21 protein-coding genes are annotated in these 23,991 nt (G+C 58.5%); 8 read left to right on the top strand and 13 right to left on the bottom strand.

The annotated features are described in order from the left end of the window. The first annotated feature begins 54 nt into the window (after positions 1–54). Complete coding sequence (locus RT657_RS18095; RefSeq protein ID WP_313656117.1) at positions 55–1,506, top strand: PLP-dependent aminotransferase family protein; 1,452 nt, start codon at positions 55–57, stop codon at positions 1,504–1,506. Here RT657_RS18095 and RT657_RS18090 read toward each other — a convergent pair. From RT657_RS18090 to RT657_RS18055, 8 genes are all read right to left on the bottom strand, one after another. After that, complete coding sequence (locus RT657_RS18090; RefSeq protein WP_313656115.1) at positions 1,503–2,753, bottom strand: valine--pyruvate transaminase; 1,251 nt, start codon at positions 2,751–2,753, stop codon at positions 1,503–1,505. The genes RT657_RS18095 and RT657_RS18090 overlap by 4 nt on opposite strands. An 81-nt stretch (positions 2,754–2,834) precedes the next feature. Next, on the bottom strand, positions 2,835–3,809 hold the full coding sequence (gene ghrB, locus RT657_RS18085; RefSeq protein WP_313656113.1) for a glyoxylate/hydroxypyruvate reductase GhrB: 975 nt from the start codon (positions 3,807–3,809) through the stop codon (positions 2,835–2,837). Positions 3,810–3,922: 113 nt separating this feature from the next. Continuing rightward, entirely contained in the window at positions 3,923–5,203 is a 1,281-nt protein-coding gene (locus RT657_RS18080) for an MFS transporter (RefSeq protein ID WP_313656112.1), read from the bottom strand. Positions 5,204–5,235: 32 nt separating this feature from the next. After that, positions 5,236–6,201 (bottom strand): sugar kinase, encoded by a 966-nt coding sequence (locus RT657_RS18075; protein ID WP_313656111.1) that lies wholly within the window; start codon positions 6,199–6,201, stop codon positions 5,236–5,238. A 9-nt stretch (positions 6,202–6,210) separates the two neighbouring features. Continuing rightward, the gene (locus RT657_RS18070; protein WP_313656110.1) at positions 6,211–6,960 is read right to left on the bottom strand and encodes a sugar phosphate isomerase/epimerase; all 750 of its coding nucleotides are present in this window, start codon (positions 6,958–6,960) and stop codon (positions 6,211–6,213) included. A 317-nt stretch (positions 6,961–7,277) separates the two neighbouring features. Further along, entirely contained in the window at positions 7,278–8,303 is a 1,026-nt protein-coding gene (locus tag RT657_RS18065; protein ID WP_313656108.1) for a LacI family DNA-binding transcriptional regulator, read from the bottom strand. A gap of 362 nt (positions 8,304–8,665) precedes the next feature. Continuing rightward, positions 8,666–9,328, bottom strand: coding sequence for an OmpA family lipoprotein (locus tag RT657_RS18060; protein ID WP_313656106.1), 663 nt, complete (start codon positions 9,326–9,328; stop codon positions 8,666–8,668). A gap of 110 nt (positions 9,329–9,438) precedes the next feature. Then, the gene (locus RT657_RS18055) at positions 9,439–10,005 is read right to left on the bottom strand and encodes a DNA-3-methyladenine glycosylase I (RefSeq protein ID WP_313656105.1); all 567 of its coding nucleotides are present in this window, start codon (positions 10,003–10,005) and stop codon (positions 9,439–9,441) included. 156 nt (positions 10,006–10,161) lie between these two features. On the opposite strand from RT657_RS18055, the gene RT657_RS18050 reads away from it, so the two are divergent. The 5 genes from RT657_RS18050 to RT657_RS18030 all read left to right on the top strand — a co-directional run bounded on the left by RT657_RS18050 (position 10,162) and on the right by RT657_RS18030 (position 14,389). After that, complete coding sequence (locus tag RT657_RS18050) at positions 10,162–10,845, top strand: autotransporter (RefSeq protein WP_313656104.1); 684 nt, start codon at positions 10,162–10,164, stop codon at positions 10,843–10,845. 75 nt (positions 10,846–10,920) lie between these two features. Then, positions 10,921–11,601 (top strand): hypothetical protein, encoded by a 681-nt coding sequence (locus RT657_RS18045; RefSeq protein ID WP_313656103.1) that lies wholly within the window; start codon positions 10,921–10,923, stop codon positions 11,599–11,601. A 107-nt stretch (positions 11,602–11,708) separates the two neighbouring features. Further along, positions 11,709–12,245, top strand: a complete 537-nt coding sequence (gene dnaT, locus RT657_RS18040) for a primosomal protein DnaT (RefSeq protein WP_313656102.1) — start codon at positions 11,709–11,711, stop codon at positions 12,243–12,245. Then, positions 12,245–12,985: a DNA replication protein DnaC gene (dnaC, locus tag RT657_RS18035; protein ID WP_111141084.1), complete on the top strand. Its 741-nt coding sequence runs from the start codon at positions 12,245–12,247 to the stop codon at positions 12,983–12,985. The genes dnaT and dnaC overlap by 1 nt, the downstream gene beginning before the upstream one ends. Before the next feature lie 270 nt (positions 12,986–13,255). Next, a complete protein-coding gene (locus RT657_RS18030) occupies positions 13,256–14,389 on the top strand; it encodes an ROK family transcriptional regulator (RefSeq protein ID WP_313656146.1) in 1,134 nt (377 codons plus the stop codon). Positions 14,390–14,431: 42 nt separating this feature from the next. Here RT657_RS18030 and xylR read toward each other — a convergent pair whose 3' ends face one another. The 4 genes from xylR to xylF all read right to left on the bottom strand — a co-directional run bounded on the left by xylR (position 14,432) and on the right by xylF (position 19,422). Beyond that, a complete protein-coding gene (gene xylR / locus RT657_RS18025) occupies positions 14,432–15,610 on the bottom strand; it encodes a D-xylose utilization transcriptional activator XylR (protein WP_313656100.1) in 1,179 nt (392 codons plus the stop codon). 93 nt (positions 15,611–15,703) lie between these two features. Further along, positions 15,704–16,888, bottom strand: coding sequence for a xylose ABC transporter permease XylH (gene xylH / locus RT657_RS18020; RefSeq protein WP_313656099.1), 1,185 nt, complete (start codon positions 16,886–16,888; stop codon positions 15,704–15,706). Then, a complete protein-coding gene (locus RT657_RS18015) occupies positions 16,881–18,401 on the bottom strand; it encodes a xylose ABC transporter ATP-binding protein (RefSeq protein ID WP_313656098.1) in 1,521 nt (506 codons plus the stop codon). The genes xylH and RT657_RS18015 overlap by 8 nt, the downstream gene beginning before the upstream one ends. Positions 18,402–18,429: 28 nt before the next feature. Next, positions 18,430–19,422, bottom strand: coding sequence for a D-xylose ABC transporter substrate-binding protein (xylF, locus tag RT657_RS18010; protein ID WP_313656096.1), 993 nt, complete (start codon positions 19,420–19,422; stop codon positions 18,430–18,432). A gap of 334 nt (positions 19,423–19,756) precedes the next feature. Here xylF and xylA point away from each other — a divergent pair, with 334 nt between their 5' ends. Both xylA and xylB read left to right on the top strand, forming a co-directional pair. After that, on the top strand, positions 19,757–21,079 hold the full coding sequence (gene xylA, locus RT657_RS18005) for a xylose isomerase (RefSeq protein ID WP_313656095.1): 1,323 nt from the start codon (positions 19,757–19,759) through the stop codon (positions 21,077–21,079). 17 nt (positions 21,080–21,096) lie between these two features. Continuing rightward, positions 21,097–22,539, top strand: coding sequence for a xylulokinase (gene xylB / locus RT657_RS18000; protein ID WP_313656094.1), 1,443 nt, complete (start codon positions 21,097–21,099; stop codon positions 22,537–22,539). A gap of 118 nt (positions 22,540–22,657) precedes the next feature. Here xylB and RT657_RS17995 read toward each other — a convergent pair whose 3' ends face one another. After that, positions 22,658–23,899 (bottom strand): MFS transporter, encoded by a 1,242-nt coding sequence (locus tag RT657_RS17995; RefSeq protein ID WP_313656092.1) that lies wholly within the window; start codon positions 23,897–23,899, stop codon positions 22,658–22,660. Positions 23,900–23,991: the final 92 nt, after the last annotated feature.

Below are 23,991 nucleotides of genomic sequence, written 5' to 3'. Positions count from 1 at the left end.
TTTGAATGTACTCTGTTGAATATGCACAGATCAGCGCGATATGGGGTGGAACAGATGGCCGATGTTGTCGGGGAACAGGAGAGTCAGCGCAGTCGTTACCGCCAGATAGCCGAACAGATTAAACAGGCCATTCATGCCGGTTCGCTGGCACCCGACAGCCGTCTGCCGTCGGTGCGTACGCTGGCGACTCAGTACAATGTCAGCCACACCACCGCGCTGAAAACCCTGCGCACGCTGGAAGATGAGCGTTATGCCGTCGCCCGTCCTAAATCGGGCTTTTTCGTGGCCCCGGAGCGGCCCCTGGCGCGTCAGCTGCCCGCCGTCAGCGAACAGCCCCACGCCATTGCCCCGCTGGATGAGCAGACCGAACTGCATCTGGCGATGCTCGGCTCAGACTGCCGGGTACGGCTCGATCTCGCTAACGGCGACAGCGCGCTCTATCCGGTCAGGCGTATCGGCCTGCTGATGCGTCAGATGGGCTACAGCAAACCGGCCCTGCTCGGCAATACGGTCAAGGGCACCGGTTATGCGCCGCTGAAAATGGAAATTGCCCGCCGCGCAGTCGATTATGGCTGCAATATCAGCGCCGACGATATTCTGATCACTAACGGCTGCATCGAGGCGATCTCCCTGTCACTGCGGGCAACCACCCAGCCGGGCGATGTCGTGGCGGTGGAGTCTCCCTGCTATTTTGTCCTGCTGCAGATGCTGCATAACCTCAATCTGCGGGTAATCGAAGTGGAAGCGGGAGCAGAGGGATATATCAATGTCGCGAAGCTGACCGGGCTGTTTCAGCGCCGGGCGGTACGGATCTTTCTCACCCTCTGCAACGTCAACAATCCGCTGGGAAAGAGCATTCCTAATGAGCAGAAAGCCTATATTGCCCGTCAGGCCGATGAAAACGATGTGGTGATCATTGAGGATGATATCTTTGGTGATACCGCCTTTGGCGAGCGCCGTCCCTTTCCGATGCGCGCATTCAGCCCCAACGCCATTCTCTGCAGCGGCTTTTCGAAAACGGTGGCGCCCGGCATCCGCATCGGCTGGGTTCACAGCGTCAACTACATGCGTAAAATCGCCTCGCTGAAATATACCTCGACCATGGGCACCTCGGTGCTGTCCCAGGCGGCGGTGGCGGAGCTGCTGCGCAGCGGCGGCTATGACGCTCACCTGCGCAAGCTGCGGCGCGAGCTGGCACGGCAGATCCATGAAATGCGACAGTCGGTGCTGCGGGCGTTTCCGGCGGGAACCCGGGTGTCCGATCCGGAGGGGGGATACGTACTGTGGGTTGAAATGCCCCGGCAGGCGCTGAACGTTCGTGAGCTGTTTCTGAAAGCGCGCAATGCGGGTATCGGCATTGCGCCGGGACACATTTTCGCCACCGATTCGCGTTACGACCACTGCTTCCGGCTCAATGCCGGTTTCGGCTGGAACCGGGAGGTGGAACAGGCGATTCAGCAGCTGGCACAGTGGTGCCAGCTGTCGTTACGCGAGCGGCAGGATTAGCTGTCGCGCCAGGCGATGTCGACCTCTTCCGCCAGAATCTGCACGGCGCGCTCGATGTTCTCCGCGTCCGGCACATAATTCATCCGCATACACTGATGGGTGTGCGGCCACGCCTGCTCCAGCCCCGGGAAGAAGAAGTGGCCCGGCACCATCAGCACGCCGCGCGCTTTAAGGCGCTGATAAAGTAATTCCGTCGTGATGGGCAGATCGCGGAACCAGAGCCAGAGGAAAATTGCCCCTTCCGGCTTGTGGATCAGGCAGCGATCTTCCGGCAGATAGCGCCGCAGGATCGCAAGCGTCTGCTCCACTTTCTGCTGATAAAACGGCTTGATCACCGCTTCAGAAAGACGTAACAGATCGCCGCGACCAATCATCTCGTGGGCGATGGCCGGACCGATACTGCCTGGTGCCAGACTGATGATGCCGTTCATGTTACTCAGTGCAGAAATCGTCTTCTCATCAGCGATGATGATGCCGCAGCGCGCGCCCGGCAGGCCGAGTTTTGACAGACTCATACAGAGGATGATGTTGGGATTCCACAGCGGGCGGACCTCGCTGAAGATAATACCGGGGAACGGCACACCATAAGCGTTGTCAATCAGCAGCGGCACATCATGCTGCTGTGCCAGCGCATCCAGCTGCATCAGCTCATCGTCGGTGATCACGTTGCCGGTGGGGTTGGTCGGACGCGAAACGCAGATCAGCCCGACCTCGTCGTTCATCGGCAGATGTTCGAAATCGACATGATATTTAAACTGACCTTCCGGCAGCAGCTCGATGTTCGGCTTCGCCGAGACAAACAGCTCCTCTTCCAGACCGGCATCCGCATAGCCCAGGTATTCCGGTGCCAGCGGGAACAGCACCCGCTTTTTGCTGCCATCGGCCCGGCGACCGGCAAACAGGTTAAACAGATAGAAGAAGGCGCTCTGGCTGCCGTTGGTCAGCGCGATATTCTGCGCGGTGATCGGCCAGCCAAGCTGCTCGCTCAGCAGTTCTGCCAGCGACGCCAGCAGCGTCGCCTTGCCGCGCGGACCGTCATAGTTACACAACGCCTCGCTGAGTTTGCCTTCCTCATGCATCTGCTGTAGCAGCTGCTGAAAGTAGTCATTCATCGCCGGAATCTGCGCCGGATTACCGCCGCCCAGCATGATGGTGCCAGGCGTACGCAGGCCCGCGCCCATATCTTCCATCAGACGTGAGATGCCGGAATGTTGGGTAAATTTGTCGCCGAACTGAGAAAAGGACATAGCGGTTAAATATTTGTGATAGCGAATCGGGGGTCCACCATAACGCCCGCCATCGGCGGGCGCAATGGAAAGGCGTGAGGATTACTTCAGTGCCTGGGGGTTAACGCAGTTTTTATCCACGCTTCCGCCGAGCGCGGCGATAAGATTTTCCACCGCATCCTGCATCATGCCATAGCGGGTTTCGTGCGTGGCAGAACCGATGTGCGGCAGGGTGACCACGTTGGGTAGCGACAGCAGCGGCGAGTCGGCAGAAACCGGCTCCTGTTCAAACACATCCAGCCCGGCGGCATGCAGTTTGCCCGCCTGCAGCGCAGCAATCAGCGCCTGCTCATCCACCACCGGCCCGCGACCGGCGTTAATCAGCACCGCATCCGGCTTCATCAGCGCCAGTTCGGCGGCGCCGATCAGATGGTGCGTTTCGCGGGTCAGCGGCAGGCTGATGCAGACGAAATCACTCTCCTTCAGCAGCGCCTCCAGCTCACAGCGCCGCGCACCAAAACGCGTCTGTGCCTCTTCATGTTCACGGCGGGCGTTGTAGAGAATGTTCATGCCGAAGCCAAAGTGGGCCCGCTGCGCCAGCGCCATTCCGATACGGCCCATGCCGAGAATCCCCAGCGTTTTATGATGCACATCGATGCCGAAGTGTGACGGCCCGATGCTCTTCTGCCAGTGGCCCGCTTTGACCCAGGCATCCAGCTCTGGCACGCGGCGCGCCGTACTCAGCACCAGTGCCATCATGGTATCCGCGACGGTTTCAGTCAGGATGGTCGGGGTGTGCATCAGCACTACGTTACGCTGGTTCAGCGCCTCGACGTCAAAATTGTCATAGCCGACTGAGACACTGGAGCAGACGCGCAGATTTGGCATTTTTGCCAGCAGGTCACTATTCACTTTACCGCCCGATCCCAGCAGCCCCTCAGCCTGCCGGAACGCCTCAGCATGCTGCTGCTGGTTTTCTGGCGAAAGATCGCTGATTTCCGTCACGTCACACTGTTCAGTCAGACGGGCATAGAGATCGTCAGGCAGTTTTTTGTAGAGAATTACAGCGGGTTTCATTCGGTCGCTCCCGATCAATAAGTTGCGGGCGGCTTGCGGGCCGCCCGGAGAAACTGAGACTGACGTTTACGCCTGTGTGCAGACTCCGCTCACACACCTTAGCGTTTACGCTTTCAGGCCGGTTTTGCGCTCTGCAGCGGCGGCGCTTTATTCTGCGCCGGTTTCACAATCAGCGTCAGCCACACCGCCACCAGCAAAGCCGATCCCATAAAAATGTAGGAGGCCGCCGGGCTGCCGGTCGCACCATTAAGATAGCCGACAATCCACGAGCCGATAAACGACCCCAGCGCACCCATGCTGTTGATCAGCGCCATCGCGCCACCAGAGACGTTGCGCGGCAGCATCTCAGGAATAATGGCGAAGAACGGACCGTAAGGCGCATACATCGCGGCACCGGCGATCACTAGCAGGGTGTAGGAGACCCAGAAATTGTTCGATCCCACCAGATACGAGCCGAGGAACGCCAGCGCACCCACCAGCAGCAGCGGCCAGACGAACAGCTTGCGGTTCTGGGTTTTGTCTGACGCCCAGGAGACCACCACCATCGCGATAGTCGCGGCCAGATAAGGCACCGCTGAGAGCCAGCCCGCTTCCACCATGCCCATCTGCGTACCATTACGCAGAATCGACGGCAGCCACAGTACAAAGCCATAGACGCCGATGCTCCAGGCAAAATATTGCACGCAGAGGATAATGACGTTGCGGTTACGGAACGCTTCGCCGTAGTTGCGCACCGCTTTAATATTTTCCTGCTCTTTCTGCAGTTCAGCCTGCAAGGCCGCTTTCTCAGCATCGCTCATCCAGCGCGCCTGTGCCGGTTTATCCTGGACCATGAACCACCAGGCAATGGCCCAGATCACCGCCGGAAAACCTTCGATGATGAACATCTCACGCCAGCCAAAAGATTCAATCAGATAGCCCGACACCACCGACATCCACAGCACCGTGACCGGATTTCCCAGAATCAGGAAGGTGTTGGCGCGAGAGCGTTCCGATTTGGTAAACCAGTTGCTGATGTAAATCAGCATCGCGGGCATTACCGCGGCTTCCACTACGCCCAGCACAAAACGAATGGCCGCCAGCATCGGAATGTTGCTGACAACACCGGTCAGCGAGGCGCAGCCGCCCCACAGAATCAGGCACACGAAAATCAGTTTTTTAACGCTGCGGCGTTCGGCGTAAATCGCTCCCGGGATCTGGAAGAAGAAATATCCCAGGAAGAACAGCGCCCCCAGCAGCGAGGACATCCCTTTGGTGATGCCGAGGTCGTCATTAATTCCGGCCGCCGAAGCGAAGCTAAAGTTTGCACGATCGAGATAGGCCAGGCTGTAGGTGATAAACACGATGGGCATGATGAACCACCAGCGTTTTGGCGCGATTGTCTGCTTTTTCATCGGAAACTCCTGTGTCTGTAGAGGGGCGCGGACTACACGTCGCCCAGTTGCTGACGCGTCGGCAGACCTTCGCTGTCACCAATAACCTGTATCGCCATCGAACCAATTTTGTTGCCGCGACGAATCGCCTGCGGCAGCGACTGACCTTCCAGCAGGGCACTGATCACCCCTACAGCAAAGCCATCACCCGCCCCGACGGTATCCACCACGTTCTCCACCCTGACCGCCGCCACCTGACCCTGTTCACCCTGGGCCGTTTTATACCAGGCGCCGTCACATCCGGTTTTTATCACGACGGCTTTCACGCCCTTGTCGAGATAGAAATCCGCGATCGCTTCCGGCTGACGATAGCCGGTCAGGATCAGTCCCTCTTTTTCGCCTGGCAGCACCCAGTCGGCGTACTCTGCCAGCAGATTGAGCTGCTTACGCATCTCCTCTTCGCTGCGCCACAGCACCGGCCGCAGGTTAGGATCAAACGAGATGGTTTTGCCACGCGCGCGCATCTCTTTCGCGGTGTGCTTCAGCAGCGCCAGCGAACTTTCTGACAGCGCCGCCGCGACGCCGCTCAGGTGCAGATGTCGCGCCGCGCCAAAATAATCGGCGTCGAAATCCTCAACCGACAGATGGCTGGCGGCCGAGCCTTTACGGAAATATTCCACCAGCGGATCAGAGCCATCATCAACTTTGGATTTGAGCTGGAAACCGGTGGGATAGCGCTGATCCACCGTCACCCGGCCATGATCAATCCCCTCTTTTTCCAGCTGCTGGCAGATAAACCGGCCAAAGGCGTCATCGCCGATGCGGCTGACCCAGCCCACTTTCAGGCCAAGACGGGCCAGGCCGGTTGCGACATTCAGCTCCGCGCCTGCGGCACGTTTCACAAAGGTCTCTGCTGCGGCCAGGTCGCCGGTTTCGCGGGCGACGAACATCGCCATCGCTTCACCGATCGTGACAACATCAAGCGGGCCGTTGTGATGCATAGTGTGATGCGTCGTCATCTTCACTCCTTACACGTTACGCAGCAGCGACACGTAGTGGCGTGTCACCGCAATCAGATCGTCGCCTTCAAGCGGAAACTCGATGCCGCGCGGTGCGGTCGCCGGTAACTGTTGCAACAGGGCACGCCAGTGATCGCCAGCCTCATCCAGCGCAATCGCCCGGAAGCTCTCCTGATGCGGCACCGCGGCTTTAACATGCACATAGCCCACCTGCGCGGCCAGCAATGCCGCTGCCTGGCCGGCATCCTCGCCGGTCCAGCACCAGTTCCCCATATCGAAGGTCATGTTAATGGCCAGCCCGGCCTCCCTGACCGCCGTAAAAAATGCCACCGTCGGGGCCAGCCGGCCCTGTTCGGTCTGATCGTTTTCTATCGTCAGCTGACACGGCAGCGAGGCCAGCAGTGCCTGCAGGGTGTCGCGCGGCAGCGCACCGGTGAAGTCGCCCAGCGCCAGTTTCAGGCGTTGCGCCTTTAACTGGCGTGCTTCTTCAACGTAGTGAGTTATGCGCGGATTGATCTCGCCGCCGTCACAAAACAGGGTATCGGGTACTGAATAGCTGGTGTGCAGCTGATGCTCAGCTATCGCGCCAGCCAGCGAGGGCAGTGTCGACAGTGCCGCGTCATCCAGCAGCTCGCGGCGAATTTCAACGCCATCAGCGCCCGCCTGGCGGATAATCGGCAGCAGCGCACGCTGGCCGCCGAGCGCAGCAATCTGCGCGTGGCCATAAGCGGCGGTGACCACGATGATGTCAGGTTTCATGTTCTGCTCCATGGCAGGTTTCTGCCCATAACGAATAGAAAAACCCTAAATGGAACCGGTTCCAAAGCAAAGGAGCAAAGGGTGAATTTATGATCGTGCTCACGAAGCGAGCATGTAAAAGGGGGATAAAGCACGATCATGCAAAATCCCAGGCTATATGCATTTTTCAGCGCTGTGCGGGCAGGTAAACAGGATGAGGATTCTGGTTATTTTTGTGTTTAAGGGAACAGGGCGCCGCGCTGCTGACCGGGTTGCGCCTGGCAGGCTTCCCGTTGTTGCAGCAGACGCCGGGCCGTTCGGCAGCTTTACGCTACCTGTCAGCCCAGCGGCTGGCTGGAACCGCGAACAACCAGCTCGCCAGAGAAAACCTGTTCGCCAACCGGTAAATCGCTGCCCTCTATGCGCGCAATCAGCCGTTCCAGTGCGCTGAAGCCAATCTGCCAGGTTGGCTGCTTCAGCGTGGTAATCCCGACACCTGCCAGTGCCGCCCACTCCAGTTCGTCAAACCCAAGCAGACCGATATCGTGGCCCCAGTGCAGATTGAGGCGTTGCAGCGAGCGCGCCACCTGCAGCGTCAGTGCGCCGTTAGCGACCATCACCGCACAGCGTTTGCCGGCATGACGCTGCCGGAATGTCAGCAGCGCATCGTCCAGCGCAGCGGGCTGATGCAGCGGAACTTCCGCATTTTCATGTGCAACCTGCGGATGCGATCCCAGCAGCTGGCGAAAAGCCTGCAGGCGCTCGCGGCGGGTGTTGACGCTGCCCAGCGGCTCACTGAGAAACAGCAGCGCCTCATAACCATTATCCACCAGATGCCGCGTGGCAGTTTCGGCAGCTTCGGCGTTATTCAGGCCCACCACATCGCAGGGAAAATCGGGGATTTTTCGGTCAATCAGGACCATCGGCAGCAGAGACTGTTGAAGATGGTTCAGCACCTCTTCGCGCATCCCGACCGCGTTAACCACAATGCCTTCAACCTGATAGCTGCTCAGCAGTTGCAGATAGTGCTGTTCCAGATCCACTTCATTGTTGGTGTTACACATCAGCAGCGTAAAGCCCTGCTCGCGGCAGGCGGCTTCAATGCCGCTCATCACATCCACCGAATAGGGGTTGGTGATATCGGCGATAATCAGTCCAATCAGCCGGGTGCGACCGCGCTTCAGACCGCGTGCCATCTGGCTCGGGCGATAGCTGAGATCGGCAATGGCCTGTTCGATTCGCGCTTTTAAATCCGCTGACAACAGATGCAGTTCACCATTGAGATAGCGTGAAACGCTGGTTTTTCCGGTTCGTGCCGCGTGAGCAACATCGCTGATGGTGGCGCGAGGCGGCCTGATTTTCATGAGATATCCTGCGAAAGAAGAAACCAGGCAGAGACTAGCACAAGCCAGGCGCGGCGCAAAAAGTGCTGCATCGGAAATAACAGTCAGGAACATTCTCCTTTTCGGCACTACGCAGGCCAACAGCCGGATAACATTTTCCGACAACTGTCCAGCCGGACAGCGGAACAGGAGAGAAGCTGGTATTGCCCCGGCCGGCGATTTCCGGAGAGTGGAAGTGGCGAAGAGCAGAAAAGCAGAGAAACAGGTGAGGTAGTTCAGAGCCCTTCAGACTCCTGTTTAAGCTGGCCCTGCTGACAGCGACGCGACGACCTGACGGCAGACTCAGCAGAACAGCGAGCGCCCCCGGCCGGGGGCGACCGCGATTAGCTCAGCGGGCTGAGGGTGATCTCAACGCGACGGTTTTGCGCTTTACCGGCTTCGGTGCTGTTGGTCGCAACCGGGTTATCCGGGCCTGCACCCTGAGTGCGCAGGCGATCGCTGGCCACGCCCTGCGTAATCAGTGCGCTGGCCACGCTTTCAGCACGCTGTTGAGACAGGCGCATGTTCAGTGCCCGGCTGCCCGTGCTGTCGGTATAACCCACAACGTTTACCGCCGTTTTTGAATACTCTTTCAGCACTAAGGCCACACCGGTCAGCGTGTTTGCGCCGGCCGGTTTCAGGTTGCTGCTGCTGGAGTCGAACGTCACATTATTTGGCATATTCAGAACGATGTTATCGCCGTTACGGGTCACGCTGACGCCCGTACCACGCATTTTGTCGCGCAGTTTGGCTTCCTGCACATCCATGTAGTAACCGACGCCACCGCCCAGCGCGGCGCCCCCTGCGGCACCAATCAGCGCTCCTTTTTTACGATCTTTCTTCGAGGAGGAGAGTACGCCGACACCCGCCCCCACTAACGCGCCCAGACCTGCGCCCATGCCTGACTTACCCGCCTGAGATTCGCCAGTATAAGGATTGGTGGTACAGCCTGGCAGGGCCAGACTGCCGCTTAATAACAAGGTGATGGCGATTAATTTCTTCTGCATTTTTGTTCCCTTACATTCGAGACACACAGGAAAACCTTTCCCATAAGTGGCACGATTATGCCGCCTGCAGACAGGCAATGTAGTGCGGAAAATTCCTGATTTATCCGAAATCAGCCCCTCTGGTTGTCCGGATGGCAGAAACAGTTGCTTTGATGATCGTTTACCAGGCCACAGGCCTGCATAAAGGCGTAGCAAATTGTCGGGCCGATGAATTTGAAACCACGCTGCTTCAGGGCCTTCGAAAGCGCAATCGCCTGCTCTGACATCGTGGGCGCCAGCTGGTAGTCCGGATGATGATGAACGATTTGCACGTTATCGACAAATTGCCATACGAAGTGGCTGAAATCCTCGCCTTTGGCTTCCATCTCAAGAAAAGCCCGGGCATTGGCAATAATGGCCGCAATTTTACCCGGATGACGGATAATGCCGCTGTTTTGCATCAGCGTATCGATCGCGGCCGCATCCATCTGCGCGATAGCCTGCGGATCGAACTGATGGAACGCCATCCGGTAGTTTTCGCGCTTTTTCAGCACGGTGATCCAGGATAATCCTGCCTGCTGACCTTCCAGACAGAGCATCTCAAACAGTGCACGTTTGTCTCTCTGCGCCACGCCCCACTCCCTGTCGTGATAAGCCAGATAGAGGGGATCCTGCGTTACCCAACCACATCGTTGCATCGCTTTGTTCCTTTATAACGAGAATATTTTAGCGGTCCGCTTGATCTTAAAATTAATCGGTTGATAGTTAAACGAACACCGGGTAAATAACAGAGATGGCTCGGATTTTAATCAGAACGTTGGGTAATCACTTCAGCTCTGCCTGGAGAAAAGAGGGTGCCAGTAAACGGTGGAAAAGGTCTGTGGACCTGCTGTGCTGTAGGGCTATTAATCTTATCGCAACCGACGTTTGGCCGCGAAGGCACGTCTGCGCCCCGGCATACCGATCCGCTGCCCGACTACGATACCATCCTGGCAGAGAAAATCGCCCTGACGCCCCCTGCTTTCAGCGATGACAGCCGCGCCCTGTTTGAGGCTGCGATCAACTCCCCCACCGCGTCCCCGATCGTGCTGCACAGTGAAACCGGCAGCGCAGGCAGCATGCCGCTGGGAAAACGCTATCGGGCTGGCATTGACCTGCCCCTTTCCGCCTCTGTCACCACCGGGCCGGTGGCGCAGTATGCAGTTGATCCGCAGCAGACGACCTGTCTGCAGTGTGACTACAGTGACCCGCAGAGCCGTGAGCAGAGCGCCAGTGTCGGCTGGCGCATCGATTCGCAGCAGGGGTGGATAGCGCCCTGGGCGCAGCTGAGTTATCACTATTTCCTGGCGGATGCGTCGCAGAGCGTGGCGCGTAATAACGCCCCCGGATCCGATCAGGCTAATGGTCTTGACCTGAGCCTCGGTGCGCAGCTGCCTTTAAATGATAATCTGGCGGCTTTTGCCGCCTTTTCACAGAGCGAAGCGCTGAATAATGAGGAGCAGCAACTTTACAGCGTTGGTTTCAGCGCCAGCTTCTGACCGGGGCATGAAAAGAGAAAGACGACTGGTCGTTTAAAATATAATGAGGCCGCTAATCATTATACCGGTAACATTATGCGCAACGATTTGACAATTATTGGCCGCGAAATCGTGGTCTTTCTGCTGGCCGCTCTGGTTCTCGCTCTCACCATCGTTCCTGTCTACATTGATGTAGCCTGGATGAACGACGCCCTGCACGAAACCTCTTTTACGGAAACCACTCAGGAACTGATGCTGGCAATCATCGCCGCGCTGTTTTTCATTGCGGCCCGTCGCCGCGCCGATCAGCGTGGCGCGCTGAACTTAGTCGCCGGCTTTTACAGCTGCATGCTGATCCGCGAGCTCGATTTTGTTTTTGACGCTATTCAGCACGGCAGCTGGGTCTGGTTTGCGCTGGCCGTGACGGCAGGCTCACTGGCTGTGGCGCTGCGCACGCCGGGACAGACCGTAAAGGGACTGGCGGCGCTGGTGCAGCATCGCAGCTGGCCGGTGATGGCCTCCGGCTTCTTAGTGGTGCTGATCTTCTCACGGCTGTTTGGTATTCATGCGCTGTGGCAGCATCTGATGCTGGGCGATTACAACCGCGTGGTGAAAAACATGGCCGAAGAGGGCACCGAATTGCTGGGATACAGCCTCTGCTGGCTCGCTTCGGTTCGCTATTTATGGCAAACCCGTCCGGCTGCCAACGCCGTCAGCCTGCGCGCCGCTGAATCCGCACCGGCCCGCCACGCCGCGTCTCCGCTCACCTCGCACTAATCGCGGTCCTTTTTAAGCGATCCCCCTCGTTAAAAAAGGTACAATAACGCCTTCTGCGCTGGCGACCGTTTCCCGGCGCAAGGTGTTTGTTAACCTCAGGTCTTTTCATGTCAGCTAAAATCTTAACTTCAACGCTCATTGGCTTGGATGCCTTCCGACAGGATCCGCTGACTGCCCTGCAGCAGGCGGAAAAGGGCACGCTGGCGGTGTTAGATAACTACGCGCCGGTGATGTATGCCATCACCCCGGCGCGTCTGGCCGAGCTGCTGGCGCTGGAAGCGGCGGCCCGGCAGCCGAATGATGTGGCGCTGGATGACAGCCTGTATGACGATACGCCCGCCCCGATTCACACACCGGCCGGGAAGTTCGCCATGTATCCGGGCTGGCAGCCGGATGCCGACTTTACGCGTCAGGCCGCCATCTGGGGTGTGGCGCTGAGTGAACCGGTAACGCCCGGCGAGCTGGCGGCCTTCGTTGCCTACTGGCAGGCGGAAGGCCGGATGTTCCACCATGTGCAGTGGCAGCAGAAACTGGCGCGCAGCATCCAGATGAATCGCGTCGCCAGCGGCGGGCAGCCGAAACGCGATATTACGCAGCTACCCGATCCTGACCGTACCATTCCCGATGGTTTCCGAGGTGAATAATGAAAACGCCCGACGATCTCTTTAACCGTCTGAAAAAAATGATGCCCGCCGGTACCCGGCCTAAATTCGCCAATGGTGAAGAGCTGCTGGCGTGGAACCAGGAGCAGGGTCGCCTGCGATCCGAGGCAATTGTGCGTGAGAACCGCGCAATGAAAATGCAGCGCGTAATGGGCCGTTCCGGCATTCGCGAACTGCATATCAACTGCTCGTTTGATAATTACCGGGTCGAAAACGAAGGGCAGCGTAAAGCACTGGAGCTGGCGCGTCAGTACGCCGCTGAATTCGATGGCAGCATCGCCAGCTTCGTCTTCTCAGGCCGTCCCGGCACCGGTAAAAATCATCTGGCCGCCGCGATCGGCAATGACCTGATCCTGCGCGGTAAAAGCGTCCTGATCGTGACCGTCGCCGATCTGATGTCGAGCATGAAGGGCACCTTCAGCGGCAGCAGCGGCATCACTGAAGAGCGGCTGATTCAGGACCTCAGCAGTGTTGACCTGCTGGTGATCGATGAAATTGGTATGCAGAGCGAATCGCGCTACGAGAAGGTGATTATCAACCAGATCGTCGACCGCCGCTCCTCGTCGAAACGCCCGACCGGCATGCTCTCCAACCTCGATCATGCGGGCATGAATGCCCTGCTGGGTGAACGCGTGATGGACCGTATGCGTCTGGGCAATAGCCTGTGGGTCCGCTTTGACTGGGAAAGCTATCGCAGCCGGGTGCGCGGCGACGAATATTAATTCCAGCCGGGGTTAGGGCGCGTATTGGCTGGGCATAGCGCGTTGCGGGCCAGGCCTTCCGCGCGCGCTTCGCTTCGCCGGATAACGCAGAGGGATCGCGGTGACCGCACGCCGGGTCTGCCGGAACAACAGGCTGACCGGCGATCCGATCGCGGTCACGGCCCCGGCCAGGGGTGATCCTGTTGTGTGAAACAGCCCGCAAAAGTGAGGGTGAAGAACGCGCAGGGGCTGATAAACTCAATGTTTACTCCTCTGTTGGGTGAATCCCTGATGAAAACGAACGGCAAAGGCCCTGCACTGCTGCGACTGAATAATCAGAAACGCGTGATGGCCCGATTGCGTAAACAGCGAGTCACGTCGCGTCAGGAGCTGGCGGAGGCGCTGGCGCTCAGTAAGAATACCGTTTCGTTAATCATCGATGATCTGCTGGAGCAGGCGCTGATAGAGGAGCTGGGGCCGGTCAGCGTGGCGGCTGCCGGACGGCCCAAGATCGGCATCAGGCTGCGGCCGGAAAAGCTGCAGAGCGCAGGTGTGATGGTGGAACGCAACGTCATCCACTGGCGGGTCTGTGACTACTTTTCTCAGGTGCTGGCTGAACAGACGCTGCGAACCGATACCAGCAATCCGACCCGACTGCTGGCCGAGCTGGCCACGCTCTGCCGCCAGCTTACCGAACGTTATCCCCACCTGCTCGGCATTGGCCTGGGCTTTCCCGGCATCGTCGATCCCCGGCGCGGCTGGATGCATATCTCTTTGCCGCTGGAATGGCAGGATGTTGACCTGCTGACCACGCTGCGCAGGCAGATTCAGCTACCCATTCGCATTATGAATAATGTCAAAGCGGCGGCGCTGCTGGCGGTGGAGCAGTGTGGCTTACCCACAGAGAACGGCCACTTTTATCTGCGCGTCTCTGAGGGGATTGGCGGCGCACTGATCCAGCAGGGTGACGTCTTTACCGGGCATAGCTGGACGGCGGGAGAGGCGGGGCATCTGATCGTCCAGCCCGGCGGGCCGCGTTGCAGCTGCGGCCGCCGCGGCTGTCTTGAAGCGCTGATCAGCAAGCCTGCCGTTAATCAGCAGCTGGCGCAGCGCCAGCCTGGCCTGAGCTGGCAGAGCCGCGACAGTGCGGCGCGCGTGGTGGATGAGGTAATGACGCAGGCAGGTGGCTTTCTGGGTGCCGCGCTGAGTCAGATCATGCTGCTGCTCAACCCGGCAACCATCATCATCGATTGCCCGTGGAACGTCAGTGAAACGTTCTGTAAGACAGTGCGTAAAACGGCCCAGAGCAATACGCTGGCTTTTACCGCAGCACACACACAGCTGCACTTTCCCGAGAACCGGATTGATCCGGCCAATGGCCTGGCGCTGGCGGTGATTGAGGCGAGCGAGCAGCGGCTGATCTGAGGCCACTCAGATTCATCCGGCCTCGCCTCACGCCCCGCTTCCCTACAGCACATTCTCCCCGTAATGCTGGCGATACTCTTTTGGCGTGGAGTCGTAGCTTTTGCGAAATACCGAGTAGAAGTACTGCAGCGAAGGATAGCCACACATCTGCGAGATCTCATTGATGTTGAGCGAGGAAGAAGCCAGCAGCTCACGCGCTTTTTCCAGTTTTTCGCGGTGGATCATCGCATGGATGGTGTCACCGGTTTCATCCCGGAAACGCTTCTCCAGATTGGAACGCGACAGTCCGACAGCATCCAGCACCTGCTCCACCTTGATCCCCTTGCAGGCGTTGAAGCGGATGTAGTGCATTGCCTGAATCACAGCCGGATCGCGCAGCGAGCGGAAATCGGTTGAGCGCCGGGCGATGACCTTCACCGGCGGCACCAGAATGCGCTGAAGCGGCAGCGGCTGCTTATCCAGCAACCGGTGCAGCAGTTTGGCCGCCTGATAGCCCATTTGCCGCGAGCCCTGGGCCACCGAAGAGAGCGCCACCCGCGACAGATAGCGGGTCAGCTCCTCATTATCAATCCCGATCACCGTAAGCTTCTCCGGCACCGGAATCTTCAGATGCTCGCACGCCTGCAGCAGGTGGCGCGCCCGCGCATCCGTGACGGCGATGATGCCGGTCTGTGGAGGCAGCGTCTGCAGCCAGTCCGCCAGCCGGTTCTGGGCGTGCTGCCAGTTATCCGGCGCGGTTTCCATCCCCTGATAAACCACGCCCTGATAACGCTCGCGTCCCACCAACTGACGGAACGCCTGTTCCCGCTCCTGCGCCCATCGCTTGCCGCTGGAGATCGGCAAGCCATAAAAGGCGAAGCGATTAATGCCCTTCTCTTTCAGATGCAGAAAGGCTTTCTCGACCAGCGCGGCATTGTCTGTGGCGATGTAGTGCACCGGCGGATAATCTTCCTGCCGATGGTAAGATCCGCCGACGCCAACAATGGGAACAGAGACGCTGGACAGCAGGGTTTCGATAGAGCGGTCGTCATAATCGGCAATCACTCCATCGCCCAGCCATTCCCGGATATTGTCGATGCGGCAGCGAAAATCTTCTTCGATGAAGATGTCCCAGTCAGTCTGGGACGCCTGCAGATACTCCCCGACGCCCTCGACAACCTGACGGTCATACACCTTGTTGGCATTAAACAGCAGCGTAATGCGGTAACGTTTATCATGCATGGTGGCGCGTTCCCTTAAATCCTCAGCGCATTGCATAACACGCCTGAAAGGGGCACAAAAATTGTTTGCGCCACAATGTGATCGCCCGCGCGATTACACCCGACGCCGCGTTGCGGTATCCATCCACACCGCCAGCAGCAGGATCGCCCCTTTGACGATGTACTGCCAGAAAGTCGGCACATCCATCATGCTCATGCCGTTGTCGAGCGAAGCCATGATAAAAGCGCCCATGACGGCGCCCGCCACCGATCCGACTCCGCCCGCCAGGCTGGTGCCGCCGATGACGCAGGCGGCGATAGCATCCAGTTCGGCAATGTTACCCGCAGACGGTGAGCCTGCGCCCAGACGTGAACTGAGGATCAGCCCGGCGATCGCCACCATCACCCCATTGATGGCAAATACCGCCAGTTTGGTGCGGGCGACATTAATGCCTGACAGCCGTGCGGCGTCGATGTTGCCGCCGATGGCGTAGATGCGACGGCCAAATGCGGTGCGGGTTGCCATAAACATGCCCGCCAGCAGCAGCACGGCCAGCAGCAACACCGGCGTAGGGACGCCGCGATAGTCATTGAGCAGCCAGATGGCACCCAGCACCAGAATAGCGGTGATCGCCTGACGCCCCACGGTGCCGCTGGCTGCGCCCTGTGGCAGCCCGAGCTGCTGACGACGCAGCCGCAGCCGCCACTGCCAGAGCATAAACAGCGCCAGTCCGGCGATGCCAAAGCCGAAACCGACACCGTCCGGCAGGTAACTCTGCCCAATCTGCGACATGCCTGGCGTGATGGGCGCAACGGTCGTGCCATTGGTGATGCCGACCAGCACGCCACGGAAGGCCAGCATCCCCGCCAGCGTCACGATAAACGAGGGCACCTTGCGGTAGGCTACCCACCAGCCATTCCAGGTACCCAGCAGCAGCCCCATTACCAGCGTCACCACAATGGTCAGTGGCAGCGGCCAGCCGAGCCAGACGTCAAAAATGGCGGCCGCCCCGCCCAGCAGCCCCATCATCGACCCCACGGAGAGGTCGATTTCGGCCGAAATAATCACAAAGACCATGCCAACCGCCAGAATGCCGGTAATGGCAGTCTGGCGCAGCAGGTTAGAGACGTTACGCGCACTGAGCCAGGCACCGTCGGTGGTCCAGGTAAAGAACAGCGCAATCAGCACAATCGCGCCCAGCATCACCAGAACCTGCAGATTGGGCAGCGTGACTCTGCCCGGTGACGGTTTGCCCGGCGTGCCGGAGAGGCGACCCGGGGTACTTTCACTTTTAAGCATAATGTTCACTCCGCAGGGCAGCTTCCATCACCTGCTCCTGAGTCAGATTGTCGTTAATCAGATCGGCTTTGATCTGCCCTTCATGCATGACCAGAATCCGGTCGCTCAGACCCAGCACTTCCGGCAGCTCAGAGGAAATCACGATCACCGCAATCCCCTGCTGAACCAGCGCATTGATCAGCAGATAGATCTCCTGGCGCGCGCCCACGTCAATGCCGCGTGTGGGTTCATCGAGGATCAGGATTTGCGGATTCAGCAGCAGGCACTTCGCCAGAATCGCTTTCTGCTGATTGCCTCCGCTTAACCGGCCTATCGGCAGTTCTGAGGAAGAGGTTTTTACCCGTAACCGGCTGATGGCATCATTAATCGCCTGCTGTTCCTGCGCTTCATCCAGGGTAGAGAGCCGGTGGCTGAACTGGTCCAGCGCCGCCAGGGTGATGTTTTTGCCCACCGCCATCAGCGGCACGATGCCATCTTTTTTGCGGTCTTCCGGCACCATTGCGATGCCGTGCGCAATGGCGGCGCGACAATCGGTGATGCGCACCTGACGGCCATTGATCCAGATATCGCCCTGCCAGCGCCCTGGCCAGACGCCCGACAGACACTGCACCGTTTCGGTCCTGCCTGCGCCCATCAGCCCTGCAATGCCAAGGATTTCACCGCGCCTGAGCGTGAACGAGACATTACTGACGCGTCGGATATGGCGATTGATCGGATGCCAGGCGGTGAGGTTTTCGACCTTCAGTATCTCTTCGCCAATCTGATGCGGCGCATGGGGATAGAGTGCGGTCAGCTCACGGCCGACCATCATGGTGATGATGTCATCTTCGCTCAGGCCCGCTGCCGGTCGGGTGGCAATATGCTGGCCGTCGCGGATGACGCAGATAACGTCGGAGATCGCCCGTACCTCATTCAGCTTGTGCGAGATGTAGATGCAGGCGATGCCGTGTTCACGCAGGTTACGGATAATGCCGAGCAGCACCCCGGTTTCCTGCTCCGTCAGGGACGAGGTCGGCTCATCCAGAATCAGCAGCCGGACCTGCTTGTTCAGCGCGCGGGCGATTTCCACCAACTGCTGCTGACCCAGGCCTAACTCACCGACCCGGGTAGCGGGCGAGACGTTCAGTCCGACCCGCGCCAGAAGCTGCTGGCAGCGCAGGGTCATGGTTTCATCATCCACCATGCCGAAACGACTGAGTTCGGCACCGAGAAAGATGTTCTCCATCACCGTCAGCTGCCGCACCAGCGCCAGCTCCTGATGAATAATCACGATGCCTTTACGCTCGGTATCGCGAATGGTCTGCGCCTGAATGTCGTCGCCAGAGAAGTGGATCTGCCCCTCAAAATCGCCGTGCGGATAGAGTCCGCACAGGATCTTCATCAGCGTCGATTTCCCGGAACCATTCTCTCCGCACAGCGACATCACTTCACCTGCGTCCAGCTGCAGGCTGACATCATTCAGTGCCTTCACGGCACCGAAACGCTTGGTGATGTTTTTCATTTCCAGCAGCATAGATGGTCCTCCCTCACGCTTTGCGCGGTCAGAGTTCGCTCTGTTTGTGGAAACCGTCTTTCACCACGGTGCTTTCAATGTTCTCTTTATTAACCGGAATCGGCTTCAGCAGCCGTGACGGCACCTCTTTGAGCCCATTATTCAGCTTGCTGTTGCTGGCGGGTGTTTTACCGTCGCCCAGCTCGACCGCGATTTTCGCTGCTTCCGTCGCCAGCTCGGTGATTGGTTTGTAAACCGTCATGGTCTGGGTGCCCGCTTTGATGCGCTTAATCGCAGCCAGATCCGCATCCTGGCCGGAAATCGCGACTTTTCCTGCCAGCCCCTGCGAACTCAGCGCCTGAATCGCACCGCCTGCGGTGGCATCATTAGAGGCCACGACCGCATCGATATGATTACTGTTCGCCGTCAGGGCGTTTTCCATAATTTTCAGGGCATTTTCCGGCAGCCAGGCATCGACCCACTGATCGCCAACAATTTTAATCGCACCGTTATCGATATAAGGTTTTAACACTTTCATCTGCCCGGCACGGAACAGATGGGCGTTATTATCCACTGGAGAGCCGCCCATTAAAAAATAGTTGCCCTTAGGCACCTGTTTCACAATGCTTTCGGCCTGCAGCTCGCCCACTTTTTCATTATCAAACGAGATATAGAAATCGATATCGGCGTTATTTATCATCCGATCATAGGCCAGCACTTTAATGCCTTCCCGTTTCGCTTCGGCGACAACATTACTCAACACCTGACCGTTATAGGGAATAATGACCAGCACATCGACACCGCGGTTGATCATATTTTCAATCTGCGACATCTGCGTTTCTTCATTGCCATTGGCTGACTGAACAAACACTTTAGCGCCCAGCGTTTCAGCCTGTTTCACGAAAATATCGCGGTCCTTCTGCCACCGCTCCAGTCGTAAATCATCAATCGCCATACCGATTTTTACTTCTTTTGCCACGCTGGTCTGGCTGAACAGCGCCAGCGCCGCACAGGCGGCGAACAGTGCATGTTTCATCTTCATTATGATTATCCTGTAGGTTGAGGCTATTGTGGTTTCAGGCCGATAAACCAGGCGGATGAATTGTTGCCCTTCTTTTCCGGTTCCAGCAATTACTGATTTTTATCCGGCTATTACGTTTTTTGGTTTATTTCTTTTTTTATGAGCGCGATCGAGGTTTCATCTTTTTCGGACAACAGAAAACCCCTGCCGTAATAAGTTTTATTTTGCGACTCAGCGCACAAATAATAATTATCTGAAGGCCGGAGTGAAATATCGTAATTGAGCCAGCGCAGCCGCCTCTGTCAAATAGGGCTTCAACGCAGACCATTCGGGTACTGATGCTAAGGAGCAAACCATGCACGCTTATTTCGATCAGATCGATCGGGTTCGTTATGAAGGCACCCAGTCGACGCATCCTCTTGCGTTCCGCCACTACAATCCCGACGAGATGATCCTCGGCAAAACCATGGCGGAGCACCTGCGCTTTGCCGCCTGTTACTGGCACACCTTCTGCTGGAACGGCGCGGATATGTTTGGTGTCGGCGCCTTTGACCGCCCCTGGCAGAAAAGCGGCGATGCACTGCAGCAGGCAAAACTCAAAGCCGATGTCGCCTTTGAGTTTTTTTATAAGCTGAATGTCCCCTGGTACTGCTTCCACGATGTCGACGTGTCGCCGGAAGGCGATTCGCTGCGCAGCTACAAAGAAAATTTTGCCGCCATGACGGATAAGCTGCTGGAAAAACAGCAGGAGACGGGGGTGAAACTGCTGTGGGGCACGGCGAACTGCTTTACCCATCCGCGCTACGGCGCCGGCGCCGCCACCAATCCCGATCCGGAAGTCTTTGCCTGGGCCGCGACGCAGGTCTGCAGCGCCATGCAGGCCACCAAAACGCTGGGCGGCGAAAACTATGTGTTGTGGGGCGGTCGTGAAGGGTATGAAACCCTGCTGAATACCGATCTGCGTCAGGAGCGTGAGCAGATTGGCCGCTTTATGCAGATGGTGGTGGAGCATAAACATAAAATCGGATTCCAGGGCACGCTGCTGATTGAGCCAAAACCGCAGGAGCCGACCAAACATCAGTATGACTATGATGTCGCCACCGTTTATGGCTTCCTGAAGCAGTTCGGGCTGGAGAAAGAGATCAAGGTTAACGTGGAGGCGAACCACGCTACCCTGGCCGGTCACTCGTTCCATCACGAAATTGCCACCGCGATTGCGCTGGGCATTTTTGGTTCGGTGGATGCAAACCGTGGCGATCCGCAGTGTGGCTGGGACACCGACCAGTTCCCGGTCAGCGTGGAAGAGAATGCGCTGGTGATGTATGAAATCCTGAAGGCAGGCGGCTTTACCACTGGCGGCTTAAACTTTGACGCCAAAGTGCGTCGTCAGAGCACCGACAAATATGACCTCTTCCACGGTCATATTGGCGCAATGGATACCATGGCGCTGGCGCTGAAGGTGGCGGCCCGCATGATCAGCGACGGCGAGCTGGACAAGCGTGTGGCACAGCGCTACAGCGGCTGGAATGGTGAGTTCGGCCAGCAAATTCTGAAAGGGGAGTTTTCCCTGGCGGCGCTGGCGGCGCATGCTCAGCAGCAGCAGCTTAATCCGCAGCATCAGAGTGGACGCCAGGAGCAGCTGGAAAATCTGGTGAATCACTACCTTTTTAATTTTTAACGCTTCAGGAGCAGAGCATGTTTATCGGGATCGATTTAGGCACCTCCGGCGTCAAAGTGGTGCTGATGGATGCACAGGGCAACGTGGTGGCCACGGAAACGGCGTCACTGCAGGTTTCGCGACCACAGCCCTTATGGAGCGAACAGGATCCCGAAAGCTGGTGGCAGGCGCTGGATGTGGCTATGCAGGCGCTGAGTGCGCAGCAGGATCTGCAGGCCGTGCAGGCCATCGGGCTGAGCGGGCAGATGCACGGGGCGACGCTGCTCGATGGCGCTGACCGGGTTTTGCGTCCCGCCATGCTCTGGAATGATGGACGCAGCGAGGCGCAGTGCCGTGAGCTGGAGCAGAAGGTGCCGGATTCGCGGGCGATTACCGGTAATCTGATGATGCCCGGCTTTACGGCGCCCAAGCTGCTGTGGGTACAGCAGAACGAACCGGCGATCTTCAGTCAGGTCGCGCATGTCCTGCTGCCTAAGGATTATCTGCGCTGGCGGATGAGCGGTGACTTCGCCACCGATATGTCTGATGCTGCAGGCACGATGTGGCTGGATGTGGCACAGCGGGACTGGAGCGACGTGATGCTGCGCGCCTGTGGCCTCAGCCGCGATCAGATGCCGACACTTTATGAAGGCAACGAACAGACCGGTACGCTGCACGCCGGACTGGCGACCCGCTGGAAGATGAAGGCGGTGCCGCTGGCGGCTGGCGGCGGCGACAATGCGGCGGGTGCAGTAGGTGTTGGCATGACGGAGCCGGGTCAGGCGATGCTGTCGCTGGGCACCTCGGGCGTCTATTTCGTAGTAAGTGACGGCTATCTGAGTAACCCGCAGCGCGCGGTCCACAGCTTCTGTCATGCCTTACCGCAGCGCTGGCATCTGATGTCGGTGATGCTCAGTGCGGCGTCCTGCCTCGACTGGGCAGCCACGCTGACCGGCTGCCGGGATGTGCCTGAGCTGCTGGCTGAAGCTGAGCGCGCACGCGATGACGTGCCCGCGCTGTGGTTTCTGCCCTATCTTTCCGGCGAACGCACGCCGCACAACAATCCTCATGCCAGGGGCGCTTTCTTCGGTTTCACCCACCAGCATAGGCGTCCGGAACTGGCGCGATCGGTACTGGAAGGGGTCGGGTTTGCGCTGGCGCAGGGGATTGACGTGGTGCACGAGTGCGGCATTAAGCCCGAGAGCATTATGCTGATCGGCGGCGGCGCGCGCAGTGCGCTGTGGCGTCAGATGCTGGCGGATATCAGCGGTCAGACGCTGGATTACTGCCACGGCGGGGATGTCGGCCCTGCACTGGGTGCGGCACGGCTGGCGCAGCAGGCGCTGGATCCTGGTGTGACTGTGCCGACACCGGCGCGGGTGCAGCGCCATCAGCCGGATCCGGCCAGGATGGCCGATTACGCATCGCGCCGGGCAACCTTTGCCACCCTCTATCAGCAGCTCCTGCCACTTATGCATTAACCTTACAGGGCGGCCAGATCCACCTATTGTGTGGCCTGGCGGCCTGCTCTCTCTGTAAACGTTCCGACTGAATCGACCGCGCCAGAATGCTGTTTTCCGGCGCGGTCTCATGACAGCATCAGCCAATGGCGCCCAGCGTATCGTCCTGCCCCTGCTTCTTCGGCAACAGGAACAGCGTCGCCACAATATCCAGCAGGTAGATCAGTGCCAGCAGGGTGATTGCCGCCGTGAATGAGAACTGACTCGCCAGCAGACCGATCACCACCGGGCCAAAACCGCCGACGCCACGTCCCAGATTAAACAGCACGTTCTGCGCGGTCGCACGCACCTGAGGCGGGAAAGTATCGGAAATCAGCGCACCGTAGCCGCCAATCATGCCGTTAACAAACATCCCCATGATGGCGCCCGTAAACAGCATCACGTTCGGGTCGCGGAGCTGTGCATAAATCACCACCATCGCCACCGCACCGAACTGATAGAGCAGAAAAATTTTCCAGCGTGCAAAGCGATCGGCAAGCACGCCAAACAGCCAGATGCCGAAGGTCATGCCGACAACGGTCACGGCGGTCCAGAGGCCCGACTTTGTCAGGCTGAAGCCAAAGCTGGAAGAGAGGTAGCTCGGCATCCAGATCATCAGCCCGTAGTAGCCAAAGTTCTGCACGGAACAGAGGATAAAAATGCCGAGGCTCGCTTTGGCGGTGGTGCGGTCGCGCACCAGCAGCCTCAGGCGCGCCGGAAACGAGAGCGACGGCACCTGCTTAACCTGCTTCTGATACGCCTCCGGTTCACCCATGCCACGGCGGATGGCAAACGACACCAGCGCAGGCAAAACGCCAACCAGGAACATGCCGCGCCAGCCGATCATCGCCAGCAGCGGCGGCGTGATAAAGGCGGCCATCAGTACTCCCAGCTGCCAGCCTATGCCGACCCAGGCGGAGGCGCGATTGCGTTTCTCCACAGGCCAGGCTTCGGCAATCAGCGCCATGCCGATACCAAACTCGCCGCCCAGACCGACACCCGCCAGCGTCCGCCAGGCAAGCAGATCCCAGTAGCCCTGTGCGAATGCGCACAGACCGGTAAAGATCGAGAAGACCAGGATGGTGACGGTAAGCATACGGATGCGACCAAAACGATCGCTGAGATGACCAAAGACGATGCCACCGATAACCGCGCCAATCAGCGTCCAGGTCATCAGCGATCCCGCCTGTGATGGATTGAGCGCCAGCGAAACGCTGATCGCCGGCAGCATAAAGCCGAGTATCAGCAGGTCAAATCCATCCATGGCATAACCACTGACCGCAGCCAGCATCGCTTTGCCGGGGGACACGCCCGGCGCAGATTGGGAAGAAGGGGAGTTCATTGCGCACCTCTGAAAGAAAAGTGCCGCAATTATAAAGAGAGTTCAGGATGTGACCAATTGAAAAGGCTTATCCCTGCGCCGTGCAGGCGCAG

Origin of the sequence: Pantoea sp. (genome assembly GCF_032114055.1) — a bacterium.
GTDB lineage: Bacteria > Pseudomonadota > Gammaproteobacteria > Enterobacterales > Enterobacteriaceae > Pantoea.
Note: the sequence above shows the minus strand (reverse complement) of the source record. Positions and strands in the feature narration are given on the sequence as shown.

Coding starts and splice junctions, on each gene's coding strand:
- RT657_RS18095 (WP_313656117.1), top strand. CDS start 55: ATGGCCGATGTTGTCGGGGAACAGGAGAGTCAGCGCAGTCGTTACCGC.
- RT657_RS18090 (WP_313656115.1), bottom strand. CDS start 2,753: ATGTCCTTTTCTCAGTTCGGCGACAAATTTACCCAACATTCCGGCATC.
- ghrB (WP_313656113.1), bottom strand. CDS start 3,809: ATGAAACCCGCTGTAATTCTCTACAAAAAACTGCCTGACGATCTCTAT.
- RT657_RS18080 (WP_313656112.1), bottom strand. CDS start 5,203: ATGAAAAAGCAGACAATCGCGCCAAAACGCTGGTGGTTCATCATGCCC.
- RT657_RS18075 (WP_313656111.1), bottom strand. CDS start 6,201: ATGACGACGCATCACACTATGCATCACAACGGCCCGCTTGATGTTGTC.
- RT657_RS18070 (WP_313656110.1), bottom strand. CDS start 6,960: ATGAAACCTGACATCATCGTGGTCACCGCCGCTTATGGCCACGCGCAG.
- RT657_RS18065 (WP_313656108.1), bottom strand. CDS start 8,303: ATGAAAATCAGGCCGCCTCGCGCCACCATCAGCGATGTTGCTCACGCG.
- RT657_RS18060 (WP_313656106.1), bottom strand. CDS start 9,328: ATGCAGAAGAAATTAATCGCCATCACCTTGTTATTAAGCGGCAGTCTG.
- RT657_RS18055 (WP_313656105.1), bottom strand. CDS start 10,005: ATGCAACGATGTGGTTGGGTAACGCAGGATCCCCTCTATCTGGCTTAT.
- RT657_RS18045 (WP_313656103.1), top strand. CDS start 10,921: ATGCGCAACGATTTGACAATTATTGGCCGCGAAATCGTGGTCTTTCTG.
- dnaT (WP_313656102.1), top strand. CDS start 11,709: ATGTCAGCTAAAATCTTAACTTCAACGCTCATTGGCTTGGATGCCTTC.
- dnaC (WP_111141084.1), top strand. CDS start 12,245: ATGAAAACGCCCGACGATCTCTTTAACCGTCTGAAAAAAATGATGCCC.
- RT657_RS18030 (WP_313656146.1), top strand. CDS start 13,256: ATGAAAACGAACGGCAAAGGCCCTGCACTGCTGCGACTGAATAATCAG.
- xylR (WP_313656100.1), bottom strand. CDS start 15,610: ATGCATGATAAACGTTACCGCATTACGCTGCTGTTTAATGCCAACAAG.
- xylH (WP_313656099.1), bottom strand. CDS start 16,888: ATGCTTAAAAGTGAAAGTACCCCGGGTCGCCTCTCCGGCACGCCGGGC.
- RT657_RS18015 (WP_313656098.1), bottom strand. CDS start 18,401: ATGCTGCTGGAAATGAAAAACATCACCAAGCGTTTCGGTGCCGTGAAG.
- xylF (WP_313656096.1), bottom strand. CDS start 19,422: ATGAAGATGAAACATGCACTGTTCGCCGCCTGTGCGGCGCTGGCGCTG.
- xylA (WP_313656095.1), top strand. CDS start 19,757: ATGCACGCTTATTTCGATCAGATCGATCGGGTTCGTTATGAAGGCACC.
- xylB (WP_313656094.1), top strand. CDS start 21,097: ATGTTTATCGGGATCGATTTAGGCACCTCCGGCGTCAAAGTGGTGCTG.
- RT657_RS17995 (WP_313656092.1), bottom strand. CDS start 23,899: ATGAACTCCCCTTCTTCCCAATCTGCGCCGGGCGTGTCCCCCGGCAAA.